Consider the following 12401-nt stretch of genomic DNA (forward strand, 5'->3'; position numbering starts at 1 on the left):
TGTTAAGGATAAAAAAATGATCAGCTTCGAGGGAAAACAAGCAGCCGGCGGCGCTGCCTGCCTGATGCTTTTCGCTTTGCTTCTTTCACGGCAGATTTATGCTGACGAGCCCGACCGCGCCACTTTTAACGCCTCCTTTTTAAAAGGGATGACCGGCCTGAATAGCGATCTTTCCCGCTTCTCGAAAGGAAACCCTGTCGATCCGGGAAACTATAGCCTGGATATTTATCTCAATGGCGAGCGCTTCGGCATGGAGGAAATCAGGGTGATTCAGGCTGCCGACGGCGTTAAAACCTGTTTTCCGGGGCGCCTGTTGAACAAGCTTCCGCTGAAAGAAGCGCTGTCGGAGGAGAAACAGCAGGCGGTCGCCGATGAGCAAAACTGCGTCTCTTTCGCAGAGCTGTTCGATACAGGCAAAATGCAGCTGAATACCGCCGAGCTGCGCATGGATATCACGCTGCCCCAGGCCAGTCTGGTTCGCAACGCTCGCGGCTTTGTCGCGCCCGAAATGTGGGAAACCGGCGCGAACGCGTTAAATTTCAGCTACAACGCCAACGCTTACCGCTCCGTTACCCCAAACCTGCAATATGACTCCGCCTATGCCAGAACGCTACTGGGATTGAATTTTTACGGCTGGATGTTTCGCCACGAGGGTTCCTTTAACTGGCAAAATCAGTCGGCTAACGACCGTTATTACGAAGGTATCGCCACCTATATTCAGAAAGATATTCCGCCGCTAAAATCACGCCTGCTGCTCGGTGAAGGAAATACCACCGGCGAGCTGTTCGACACGCTTGCGTTTCGCGGTGTGCAGCTCTCAAGCGTCGAGCAGATGTGGCCCGATTCCTTACGCGGCTACGCGCCGCAAATCAGCGGCGTGGCTGACTCTACCGCTCAGGTCACCGTCAGCCAGAACGGCACGAAACTTTACGAAACCACCGTTTCGCCAGGCGCCTTCGTTATCAACGATCTCTATCCCACCGGCTACGGCGGCGATTTAAACGTAACGATAAAAGAGGCGGACGGCAGGGAAAAATATTTTTCTGTTCCCTATACCTCTTTAGCCGGACTCAAACGGCCCGGTATGTCCTCTTACTCGCTTACCGCCGGCGTTTCGCGCATCGATAACCTGGTGTATAAGCCCAAAATTTTTCAGGCCACCGTACAGCATGGCATCAGTAATGCGTTTACCGGCTATAGCGGCGTTCAGGCCACCGATAACGCGACTTCTCTGCTGCTGGGCGCCGCAGTTGGCCTGCCGATTGGCGCCTTTTCCGTCGACATGACCGGCGCGCGCACCGAATATGGCGACAAAAAAGAACGAGGGCTCAATTTCCGCACCAGCTGGAACAAAAAAGTCGCCGCTACCGAAACCGATATTTCCCTGACGTTTTCCCGCTCCTCGGCTGGCTACTTCAGCTATAACGATGCGATCCATATTAATAACTACGTAAAAAGAGGCCGCGAAGACTACGAGCACACCCCCGTTAAAGAGCGGATTGCGCTTACCTTCACCCAGCCGTTAGGCACCCGCTACGGCAGCTTTTACGCCTCGGCTTACCGGCAAAGTTACTGGCGCAAAGGCGGCACCAACACCCAATTTCAGCTGGGCTACGGCGGCCATATCGAGCGGGTGCTCTACAACCTGAGCGCAAGACGGGTTTTCTATGCCCTCGAAGCGGCGGAAACGACCTTTACCGTGGATTTTTCCATACCGCTTGGCGGCCTGTCGCAAAGCCAGCACCACTATTTCAGCGGCTCTGCAACTCACGCCCGCGAGGGAACCCGAGCGCAAAGCTCAATTCATGGCACCCTGGGCAGCGCCAGTCAGTATTCCTATAACGTTGGCGTAAGCAGAGATAGCACGAATAACTATGCCGGCAACTTCAGCGGCAGTTACCGTAGCCCCTGGACTTCGATGCAGATGGCCTATACCCAGGGCGACGGTTATTATTCCGCTTCCGGCGGCCTCAGCGGCTCAATGGTGCTGATGGCGGATAGTCTCACGCTCAGCGCTTATCAGACAACCACGCTGGCAGTAGTCAGTGCGGAACATGCGGAAGGCGCCACGATTTCAGGCTATCCCGATATCGTGCTGGACAGCGGCGGTCACGCCATTGTTCCCAACCTTATGCCCTACAAAATAAACGAGCTGAGCCTGGACCCTAAAGGCATTTCCGCCGACGTGGAGCTGACGCAGACCTCGCAGCGCGTGGTGCCCGTTGAGGGCGCCATCATGAAAGTGAGTTATAAATCGGTATCGGGCCGCCCTGTCTTACTTCGGGCCACGCTGGCCGACGGCAGCCCATTGCCCTTTGGCGCAGAAGTTAAGGATGAAGAGGGCCGCTCGCTGGCCACGGTTATGCAGGGCGGCCAGCTTTACTTCCGCCTCGATAAAGATCAGGCCAGACTCCTGGTCGTTTGGGGGCGTAGCCAGAAGAGCAGCTGCAGCATTACTCTGACCGCCAGCGAGCTGGAGAAGTCAGAAAGCAGCAGGCTGGAGCAGTTCAGTAAGCAGTGTGTTCAGGAACGAACCGCTAATCCTTAGTCGGCCTGACAAAGGGATATTGCAACGATCGAGGGACTATTTTGACCAGACGACAACGACAAGCGACGATGGCGCTACTTTGCTGCCTGGCAGCGGCTGGCGCGCAGGCCGCAGACGATCTCAGGCTGGATTGCAGTAAAACTGATACGGATACGGCGCTCGATTTCAGCTCGCTTAATCTCTATCTTTCCGCCGGGATTCCGCCAGGCACCGTGCTCTATAGCGGCAATATGAATATCGCTTTGCGCTGCAGGCTGAACGATCCGCAGCGCTACGGCGACAGGGCTGCTGAGCTCTATTTCAAGCGTAAGCAGATTGAAAGCGGCGAGCTGGGTTACGGCCTGACGCTTTATACCGGCTACGGCGGCAGCCTGGGCACCAATGTTGAAACTATCGCTACGGGAAAACGGGTCGGCGCCTGCGCAAACGGTGAGGCCGAAAGCTTCTGCAATACGGTAACGCTGAGCGTGCCTTTTCAAATCGTGAAAACCTCCACTTCCATGACTGAACCCGCTGCGAGGGAAAAACTGAATATTTTTGATATTGGTTCGGAAGCGGCCGGTACAGATCTGAAATTCTATGCCGTGAATACTCACGCCGGCATTACCGTCAGGGACGAAACCTGCTCGACGGTCGGCATGAACAATCTGACGGTAACGCTGGGAAGCCATTCCCTGAGCCGGCACGGCCTGGGAGCAGGCATGGGGGCTACCGGCACGACGACGGCTTTCGCCCTGACGCTCAACTGCGAAGCGCTGCTTTCCGGCTCTTTCGACGTCATGATGCAATTTAACGGCACGCCGGTGCCGGGTTTCGCAGACAAAGGCGTCTTCGCGCTGACGGAAAACAGCCGTGCGGCCAACGTCGGCGTGCAGCTTTTAAATGGTGATAAAGAGCCTGTGGTGTCAGGCACGCCTTTCAGCGTCGCTTCCTTTCCGCTCTCTTCGCCGATGATAAAAGTACCGTTTTACGCCCGCTACTATCAGACAGGCGAAAAGATAACCGCCGGCACGGCAAACAGCCTGGTAACCTGGACCATTAGCTATCAGTAGCGAAACGCCTGGCCGTTTTTAAATTACCGCGTTGAAAGCCAATGATATTTTAAATTTGCTCACTAAAGGGACGTTAGATGAAAAAATATAAAATAGCATTATCGGACGAGAGCCCTTTTATAATGCGATCCGAAAGGGATTATCTCGCCTGCTTCTCTGCGCAGGCGGAGATCGTCACTTTCCCGATTGAAGGCGTTCTTCTTATGCAGAGCCTTGCCGCTAAGCCGGTCGATATACTTATTACCGAATATTCATGCGGAAGCGCCGATTTTTCTTTTGACGGCATTGAGAAGATCAAAAGTATTACGCAGAAATTTCCAACGCTAAAATTGATTATATTAACTTCGCAGCGCAACATAGCAATTTTACAGGGAATATTAAAATACCCGGTCGCAGGCGTAGTCAGTAAATATGATGAAGGCGAAGAGCTGACCAGCGCGCTGACGCATCTGTTTGCGGAAGGCAAGCAGCCCTATATCTCCTCAGGCATACGCCGCTTGCTCACGCCGATGGAGAAAACGGCCGCGAAGGACAGGCTGACCCTGGCGGAAGTGGAGGTGATTCGAAAAATCGCTCAGGGACACAGCCTTAGCGATATCGCTAAACTGCGCCAGCGCAGCGTCAGCACGGTTTCCACGCAAAAATATAACGCTATGCGCAAGTTGCTGCTGCAGTCCACATCGGATCTGATTAAGTACGCCTTTTCAGAAAAACTGATTTAGGCGCGGCCGGAGAGGGCCGCCGCGCTTTCAGCGCTTCTGACGAAGCCCAAACTTATAGCTCCACTACCCGATCGGCGCTGGCAATGGTCGACGGCCGATGAGCGATAAAGATGCGGGTGATCTTTAGCGCCGCCACCGAAGCGTTGATATGCGCCTCGTTAGCCAGATCCAGATGACTGGTTGCCTCATCCAGGAAGAGAATATTAGGCCGCCGGTAGAGCGCGCGGGCAATCAGCAAACGCTGTTTCTGCCCGCCGGAGAGGCTGCCGCCCAGCTCGCTGATCAGCGTTTCGTAGCCCATTGGCATAGCCATTATTTCGTCATGAATATTGCAGTCCATCGCGCAGCGGACAATGCGCTCCATGTCTCTCTCGCCATCAAAGCTGGCGATATTTTCCGCAATAGAACCGGCGAAAAGCTTATCTTCCTGCAGTACGCAGGCGATGCATTCCCGATAATTATTCAGGCCGATATTGGCGATATTCAGGCCGTTGATCAGAATCTCGCCTTCCGTAGGCGCCAGTAAACCCGTCATCACCTTCATCAGCGTGGTTTTCCCCACGCCGGACGGCCCGACAATCGCTACGCTCTCACCGGCGGCGACGCTGATATCAAGTCCGCTGAAGATCGGTTTCGACAGCTTGTCATACTGATAGGCCACGCCGCGTACTTCAAAGCTGGCGGGCTCTTCCGCCACCGCCAGCGCGCGGCCAGGCTGGCTCTCTTCCGGATCGGTAAACACGATATCAGCGACCCTGTCGCTGTGCAGCGCCAGCATTTTCAGCTGCAGCACCATGTTGATCAGGCTGGCGGCGCGATCGGAGAACTGGCCGCGATAGGCGTTAAATGCGACAAACATCCCCAGCGTCATCTGCCCGTCGATAACCATTGAAGCGCCAAGCCACAGGATCACCACCTGGTCGATGGTGCTGATAAAGGTGTTTACGCCGCCAAAGAGTAAATCCAGCTTGGTGAGGCGAATATTGGCGTTAGTGGTGTCGATGTTCAGGTTAAGCCAGAACTGCGCGCGCTTGGCGGTAATGCCCAACGCTTTCAGCGTGCCGATGCCGTAGAGACTTTCCATAAAATGCGAGCTGGCTCGCGCGCCTTTGACGATTTGTTCCTCCTGCGCCTGCCGGTAGCGCTGATAGGTCGCCAGGCGAAGCAGCATATAGAGCAGCGTAAAGCCCAGCACCACCCAGACCAGCCAGCCGCCATAGAGAAACATCATGACAAAGACGCCTATCGACATCAGCGAATCGATGATGCCGTTCACGATGCTGCTGGTCAGCGTGGTGCGGATAGTGTCCAGCGAGCCGAAGCGGGACTGAATATCGCCAAGCTTGCGTTTTTCGAAGTAGTTGAGCGGCAGGTTCAGCAGATGGTCGAACATGCCGGCTTTCCACTGCACGTCGATCAGCGATCCCATCACCAGCGACGTCCACGCGCGCAGCATACTGACAAAGGCGCGAAACAGGATAAAGCCGAGCAGCCCGATACAGATAAGCGCCAGCAGATTGTGATCTTCTGAAATGATCACGTGGTCCATTACCAGCTGCGTTCCTACCGGCATCAGCAGGTTTACCGCCTCAATCACCAGCGACAGGCAAAAAATCTTGGTCAGAAAACCCGGCAGCCCGCTGATGTTTTTCATCATGGCGCGGAAACTCAGGCTGCTGCGCTGTTTGATGCGGCTGAACTCGCTGTCCGGCCAAAGCTCCAGCGCCACGCCGGAGAAGTGCTGCGACATCTCCGCCAGTCCCACTACACGGCGGCCAAAGGCCGGATCGTGCAGAATGAAGCGAGAGCCTTTAACAGCGACCAGCACCACGAAATGGCTCATGTCCCAGTGCAGCAAACAGGGCGTTTTCAGCTGTTTGAGTTCGTCGAGATCCAGCGCCAGCGGCCGGGTTTTCAGCTTCAGCTGCCTGCCGATATCAATCAGCACGGCCAGCGTCGCGCCGTGCGAGGAGACGCCGAACCGGCTGCGCAGGTTAAACAGGTCTATATCCATGCCGTGGTAGCGACAGGCCATGACCAGGCAGGCCAGACCGCATTCCGCCGCTTCGGTTTGCAGCACGACGGGAACCTTGCGCCGGAAGCTGAAATTCAGGCGATGCAGGATATCTTTAAACAGGGATTCATTCATTTACAGGCCCGCTAATGCTTTTCTTGAGGTCATAGTAAGGCGACAGCATCCACTGCCAGAGAGGACGTTTTTCCAGGAACAGCGTGGCCTGGGCCTTCATGCCGCTGGAAAGCGCCAGCGGCTTGCCCTGGTAGCTGAAGCGGCTTTCTTCAAGCGCCACTATCACTTTGTAGTAAGGCTCAATAACGCCGTCGGTGCGGGGCAGCGTGTTGTATTTCCCCATCTCCTGATAGGAGGCCGGCACGTTGGAAATAGAAAGGATGTGACCCGGAAACTGCCCATACTTTTCAAAGGGGAAAGCTTCATAGCGCAGATTGATGGCGTCGCCCGGATGGACGTAGGGCACGCTGGTGTCGGGTAGCCACAGCATCAGGTAGTAGCGGTTGCTGCTGAATGGCGTTAGCTGCGCCAGGCTGTCGCCCACGCTGACCATCTGTCCTTCCGTCACGCTCATACTTTCAATTTTGCCGTCGCTGGGCGCGTTGATAAACAGCGTGCCGCTGGCATCCACTTCCGCCAGCTGGCGCATTAAATCGCTGCGCTGAGCCTGATATTGCGAAATCTGGTTGTCATATTCGATGCCTTTCGTCAGCAGCTCGCTCTCCAGGCTGCTGATCTGCAGAGACTCCTGAATAACCTGAGTATTCAGGCTCTGCCAGGCGTTCTGCTGCTGATAGAAGAGATAGCGCTGGTTGGCGAACTGTTCCTGATTAATTAAGCCTTTACGAAGGTAGCCTCGGTAATCGGTCATGCTTTGACGCATACCGTTCAGCCCTTTTCCCGCTTCGGAAACCAGCTCCAGCGATTTTTGATGCGCCGCGCGGTACTGATCGAGCTGATGCTGCAAATTCCTCAGCGTGGCGGCTTTGTTTTTCTGCAGCCGCTCAATAATGGTTTCCGATAGCGCGATCTGCTGATTGATGGCGTCAACCGAGCGAGCGCTGACGTTGCCGGTCGAGGTTATTCGGCTGACGTCGATCTGGTAAAGCCGATCGCCTTTTTTAACCCGATCGCCAGTTGCGGCCCAGCTTTTAGTAATAAACCCCTGCTGGGGCGCAAATATGGTAATCGCGTGCGGCAAAGAGATAATTTCGCCGTTAACGTTAATACGACGGGTAAAGGTGCCGAAGACAACAAAAGCGACCAGCAGAACAAAAAACAGCAATGAAGTCGCCGCGACCAGCCAGGCCGGATAGCCCGAGGTCAGTAGCGCCTTGCCCAACCATCTTGTTTTCAAATGCTGCACCGCTTCCATGCGAAATAAAGGTTTTTTTTCCATAATGCTCTTCGCGTTTGATTATAAGAGGATTTATTTAAATCACGCTGCGCCATGAATAAAATAAAACCCGGCTTTCCCTGCCTGGGTGAGGAAATTACACTATTTCCGCTGCCATTATCAACTTCAATTTATTTTTCGCCGCGTCACTTCGGATTAAGTGCGTTTTTCTTAATTAAATTAAATTATAAACAGGATGCTATTTATATAAATAATACCAGATATTACCAAAAATAAGCGTCGGCCTTAAACGCGCCAGCAGAACAGGGAAACGCGTTCAGACCGCTCAGAATGACCATTAATCCTAAATTGAGCGCGAAAGAGGAAACTTATGTGCACCCTACTAAGAAAATTCTTACAATAACGGCGGGTTTATTATCCATTTTTCACGGAGCGACAGATGGCCAGTCATTTTGCTCGTTGGGCCCTGACGGATGCCGGCGTCCCGGTACAGCGCCTTTCTCAACAGGTCACAGAAGCCGCCAGTAAACTGCCGGAAAGAAGGCGAATGCGCTTTCTCGCGGCGCGTATGCTGCTGGCGGAGATGCTGCTGCGCCTCTACGGTATCTCCCAACTGCCGGAGATCGCGCTTTCCCCCAACGGACGTCCCTTTTTTATCAATGCCGGCTTACCCGATTTCAGCATCGCCTACGCGGGCAATATCGTTGGCGTGCTGCTGGCCGAAGAAGGCGGCAAAGTGGGGCTGGATATGGAGATAGTGCGCGCCCATAGTCGTCAGACGCTGGAACAGTACGCCAAAGAAGTCACGCAGGCGGAAAAAGCCTGGGTACGGGCGCAGGCCGATCCCATTGAAGCCGCGACGCAGCTCTGGGCGCTGCGGCAAAGCATCGTCAAGCTTACCGACAATAAAGAGAAAAGTGCGCTACAGCTGCATCCCGCGTCTGCCCGGCTGCGCTCGCAGGTGCTGCCGCAGATAGAGGCCATTTCCGATGTCGAACCACTGATTATCTGGTCCTGCGCCCATTCGCCCGGCGGCGAAAAGCTAACGTTATGGGAAGTGAATAATACCGGCTGGGAAAGCCTACAGGCTGCGCCTGTTCGTGGACAAAATATGGGGCCGCGCGCGCTACGCCTGATTAGCTTGCCCGCGGAAAAGGCGGGCTTCTGCTGAAAAAAACGGGCCATCGGCCCGTTCAGATTAGTGCGCGTCGATAAAGACGATTTTCAGCACGAACAGCAGCGCCACAACAACGACGCACGGCGAGATTTCGCGCCAGCGGCCGGTGCCCAGCTTCATCACGCAGTAAGAGATAAAGCCCAGCGCGATGCCTTCGGTGATAGAGAAGCTGAACGGCATCATTACGGTGGTGACGAAGGCCGGAACGGCTTCGGTCAGATCTTCCCACTTAATGCGCGCCAGGCTGGAAGTCATCAGCACGCCCACATAGATCAGCGCGCCCGCGGCAGCGTAGGCAGGCACCATGCCCGCCAGCGGCGAAAGGAACATCACCAGCAGGAACAGAATGCCCGTGACCACCGCCACCAGACCGGTGCGGCCGCCGATAGAGACGCCAGCAGAGCTTTCGATATAGGCGGTGACGGAAGAAGTACCGATATAAGCGCCCGCCACGGAGCTGATGCTGTCCACGTAAAGCGCCTGCTTCATGCGCGGGAAAGTCCCTTTTTCGTCGGTCAGCCCGGCTTTATCCGTTACGCCGATCAGCGTGCCGGAAGAGTCGAACAGGTTGACCAGCATAAAGGAGAAGATAATCCCGGCCATGCCGACGTTCAGCGAGCCTTTTAAATCTACTTCGCCCAGGATTGAGGTAACGCCTGTGGGCATGGAAAACAGGCCGCCATACTTCACATCGCCCAGCGCAAGCCCGATCAGCGTGGTGACCACAATCGATACCAGCACGGCGATATGAATATTGCGCGAAGCCAGGATAGCGATAATAAAGAAGCCCAGCGCGCCCAGCAGCACGCTGTGGGAAGTCAGATCGCCGACCGCTACCAGCGTCTCTTTATTAGGCACCACGATACCGGCGTTTTTCAGGCCGATCATCGCGATAAACAGGCCGATGCCGGCGGTAATCCCCACGCGCAGGCTGACCGGAATATTGGAAATCATCCAGTAGCGCACGCGGAAAAGCGTCAGCAGCAGCAGGCCTACCGCGCCCCAGAAGATTGCGCCCATTCCCGTTTGCCAGGAGACGCCCATTGCGCCAACCACCACAAAGGCGAAAAAGGCGTTCAGGCCCATCGCGGGCGCGAGCGCTACCGGCAGATTAGCCAGCAGCCCCATCAGAATACTGCCTCCGGCGGCAATCAGGCAGGTGGTCACGAACACGGCCTGGGTGTTCATCCCCGCCACGCCCAGGATCTGCGGATTCACGAAAACGATATAGACCATGGTCAGGAAGGTGGTGAAGCCGGCAATCACTTCCGTTCGCACCGTCGTGCCATGTTCCTGTAGTTTGAAGATCCGCTGCAGTAGACCTGAGTTGTTCATATAAGATTCCAAAACGGAGAAAAGTTATCGTCGGCTATCCTAACCGATAAATTTTAATTTGCCAGACGGCGCGGGAGTTTTTTCGCAACCGATTGCGCCTCTTTTACCGAACGTTCACCGCCGTTAACTGATAATTAAAATTTTGGTCGCCTTTTAACGGACGGCGGTTAAAGTAATCTCAGGCTCACTTATTAAGGATGAATCGATGTCTGTAAGCTGTATCTTTTTTGACTGCGACGGCACGCTGGTGGACAGCGAGCTGCTTTGCACTCAGGCCTATGTGAACACCTTTGCACGCTATGGCGCGACGCTTTCGCTACAGGAAATGTTTGAAAAATATAAAGGCGTGAAGCTCTACGACATTATTGCCGACGTTACCGCAGAACATTCCCTGAGCGCCAGCGCCGAAGAGCTGGAGCCGGCCTACCGTCAGGAAGTAGCGCGCCTGTTTGACGAACAGCTCCAGCCAGTTGCTGGCGCCAAAGCGCTGCTGGAACAGATAACGGCGCCAATGTGCGTGGTGTCGAACGGCACGGTGCCCAAGATGCAGCATTCGCTGGGGCTGACCGGTATGCTCGGCTATTTTGATGACCGGTTGTACAGCGGCTATACGATTTCAAGCTGGAAGCCCGATCCGGCGCTGATGCATTATGCCGCAGAGCAGATGGCGGTACCGATCGAGCAGTGCATTCTGGTGGATGATTCAGAAGCGGGCGCGAAAGCGGGCATCGCCGCCGGTATCCCGGTGTTTTACTACTGCGCGGATGCGCACAACAAGCCGCTGGATCATCCGCTGGTCACGCCTTTTGACGATATGGCTCAGTTGCCGGAACTCTGGCGGCAAAAAGGCTGGCAGCTTACACGCTAAGCTTAACGTCCCGCGCCGATCCGATGCGGGACGCATCCTTTACCCAATAGCGCCCAGCGTATCCTCTTTCCCCTGAGTTTTCGGCAGCAGAAACAGCGTGGCGAAGATATCCAGCAGATAGATCAGCGCCAGCAGCGTAATCGCCGCCACAAACGAGAACTGCATGGCCAGCAAGCCAATAACCAGCGGCCCAAAACCGCCAACGCCACGGCCCAGATTAAACAGGACGTTTTGCGCTGTCGCCCTGACCTGCACGGGATAGGTATCGGAGATCAGCGCGCCGTAGCCGCCAATCATGCCGTTAACGAACAGGCCCATTATCGCGCCCGCAAACAGCATCATCATCGGATCGCGTAGCTGCGCGTAGACAATCACCATCACCACCGCGCCAGCCTGATAAAGCAGGAAAATCTTCCAGCGCGCGAAGCGATCCGCCAGCACGCCGAACAGCCAGATACCGAAAGTCATGCCAACTACCGTTACTGCTGTCCACAGCCCTGATTTAGTCAGCGAAAAACCAAAGCGGCTGGCCAGATAGCCTGGCATCCAGATCATCAACCCGTAATAGCCGAAATTCTGCACCGAACAGAGGATAAAGATACCGAGGCTGGCTTTGGTGGTCGCGGCATCCTTACACAGCAGCTTCAGCCTGGCGGCAAACGACAGTCCCTGATGCACATCTACGTGACGCGTAAAGCCTTCCGGCTCGCCCAGACCGCGACGAATAAGAAAGGATGCCGCCGCCGGCAGCAGCCCGACAAGGAACATGCCGCGCCAGCCAATGTAGGTTAACAACAGTGGCGTGATAAACGCGGCCAGCAGCACCCCAAGCTGCCAGCCGATGCCGACCCAGGCGGAAGCGCGGTTGCGCTTGTTGGCAGGCCAGGCTTCGGCAATCAGCGCCATGCCGATGCCGAACTCGCCGCCCAGCCCGACGCCCGCCAGCGTGCGGTACGCCAGCAGATCCCAGTAGCCCTGAGCAAAAGCGCAAAGGCCGGTAAAAACAGAAAACATCAGGATAGTGAAGGTCAGCACGCGGATACGGCCAAGCCTGTCGCTGAGATGACCAAACAGCACGCCGCCGATAACTGCGCCGATCAGCGTCCAGGTCATCAGCGATCCGGCCTGAGAGGGATTCAGCGACAGCGAAAGACTGATAGCGGGCAGCATAAAGCCCAGAATCAGCAGATCGAAGCCGTCCATTGCGTAGCCGCTGATCGCCGCCAGCATCGCTTTGCCGGGCGTTACGCCTTTTTTAGGTTGTGTCACGGGAGTTCCTTGCCGTTATTAAGTGCGGCAAGTATAAATTATGG

9 protein-coding genes are annotated in these 12401 nt (G+C 55.4%); 5 read left to right on the forward strand and 4 right to left on the reverse strand.

The window, feature by feature from the left end:
• Positions 1-16: 16 nt before the first annotated feature.
• The 3 genes from MKZ79_RS16495 (at position 17) to MKZ79_RS16505 (ending at position 4322) form a co-directional block, all read left to right on the forward strand.
• Positions 17-2548 (forward strand): fimbria/pilus outer membrane usher protein, encoded by a 2532-nt coding sequence (locus MKZ79_RS16495; protein WP_336143659.1) that lies wholly within the window; start codon positions 17-19, stop codon positions 2546-2548.
• Positions 2549-2589: 41 nt separating this feature from the next.
• Positions 2590-3600 (forward strand): fimbrial protein, encoded by a 1011-nt coding sequence (locus MKZ79_RS16500; protein WP_336143660.1) that lies wholly within the window; start codon positions 2590-2592, stop codon positions 3598-3600.
• 122 nt (positions 3601-3722) lie between these two features.
• Positions 3723-4322, forward strand: a complete 600-nt coding sequence (locus MKZ79_RS16505; protein ID WP_336143661.1) for a response regulator transcription factor — start codon at positions 3723-3725, stop codon at positions 4320-4322.
• A 52-nt stretch (positions 4323-4374) separates the two neighbouring features.
• On the opposite strand, the gene MKZ79_RS16510 is transcribed toward MKZ79_RS16505, so the two are convergent.
• Together MKZ79_RS16510 and MKZ79_RS16515 are read right to left on the reverse strand one after the other, a co-directional pair.
• Positions 4375-6471, reverse strand: a complete 2097-nt coding sequence (locus tag MKZ79_RS16510; protein ID WP_336143662.1) for a peptidase domain-containing ABC transporter — start codon at positions 6469-6471, stop codon at positions 4375-4377.
• Complete coding sequence (locus MKZ79_RS16515) at positions 6464-7750, reverse strand: HlyD family secretion protein (RefSeq protein ID WP_336143663.1); 1287 nt, start codon at positions 7748-7750, stop codon at positions 6464-6466. The genes MKZ79_RS16510 and MKZ79_RS16515 overlap by 8 nt, the downstream gene beginning before the upstream one ends.
• A 397-nt stretch (positions 7751-8147) precedes the next feature.
• On the opposite strand from MKZ79_RS16515, the gene MKZ79_RS16520 reads away from it, so the two are divergent.
• Positions 8148-8879 (forward strand): 4'-phosphopantetheinyl transferase family protein, encoded by a 732-nt coding sequence (locus tag MKZ79_RS16520; protein WP_336143664.1) that lies wholly within the window; start codon positions 8148-8150, stop codon positions 8877-8879.
• Positions 8880-8906: 27 nt separating this feature from the next.
• On the opposite strand, the gene MKZ79_RS16525 is transcribed toward MKZ79_RS16520, so the two are convergent.
• Positions 8907-10220, reverse strand: coding sequence for an NCS2 family permease (locus MKZ79_RS16525; RefSeq protein WP_336143665.1), 1314 nt, complete (start codon positions 10218-10220; stop codon positions 8907-8909).
• Between the two features lie 205 nt (positions 10221-10425).
• Here MKZ79_RS16525 and yieH point away from each other — a divergent pair, with 205 nt between their 5' ends.
• Complete coding sequence (gene yieH, locus MKZ79_RS16530; protein WP_336143666.1) at positions 10426-11088, forward strand: 6-phosphogluconate phosphatase; 663 nt, start codon at positions 10426-10428, stop codon at positions 11086-11088.
• Positions 11089-11127: 39 nt separating this feature from the next.
• Here the strand turns inward: yieH and MKZ79_RS16535 are convergent, their stop codons facing one another.
• Positions 11128-12318 carry an MFS transporter gene (locus MKZ79_RS16535; RefSeq protein WP_336143733.1) on the reverse strand — a complete coding sequence of 397 codons (1191 nt, stop codon included), beginning with the start codon at positions 12316-12318 and terminating at the stop codon, positions 11128-11130.
• Positions 12319-12401 lie beyond the last annotated feature (83 nt).

The sequence above is a fragment of the Erwinia sp. CGal63 genome, assembly GCF_037026505.1.
GTDB lineage: Bacteria > Pseudomonadota > Gammaproteobacteria > Enterobacterales > Enterobacteriaceae > Erwinia.

Excerpts from the sequence above, each read along its gene's own strand:
- MKZ79_RS16495 (WP_336143659.1), top strand. The coding sequence starts at position 17 with ATGATCAGCTTCGAGGGAAAACAAGCAGCCGGCGGCGCTGCCTGCCTG.
- MKZ79_RS16505 (WP_336143661.1), top strand. The coding sequence starts at position 3,723 with ATGCGATCCGAAAGGGATTATCTCGCCTGCTTCTCTGCGCAGGCGGAG.
- MKZ79_RS16510 (WP_336143662.1), bottom strand. The coding sequence starts at position 6,471 with ATGAATGAATCCCTGTTTAAAGATATCCTGCATCGCCTGAATTTCAGC.
- MKZ79_RS16515 (WP_336143663.1), bottom strand. The coding sequence starts at position 7,750 with ATGGAAAAAAAACCTTTATTTCGCATGGAAGCGGTGCAGCATTTGAAA.
- MKZ79_RS16520 (WP_336143664.1), top strand. The coding sequence starts at position 8,148 with ATGGCCAGTCATTTTGCTCGTTGGGCCCTGACGGATGCCGGCGTCCCG.
- MKZ79_RS16525 (WP_336143665.1), bottom strand. The coding sequence starts at position 10,220 with ATGAACAACTCAGGTCTACTGCAGCGGATCTTCAAACTACAGGAACAT.
- yieH (WP_336143666.1), top strand. The coding sequence starts at position 10,426 with ATGTCTGTAAGCTGTATCTTTTTTGACTGCGACGGCACGCTGGTGGAC.
- MKZ79_RS16535 (WP_336143733.1), bottom strand. The coding sequence starts at position 12,318 with ATGCTGGCGGCGATCAGCGGCTACGCAATGGACGGCTTCGATCTGCTG.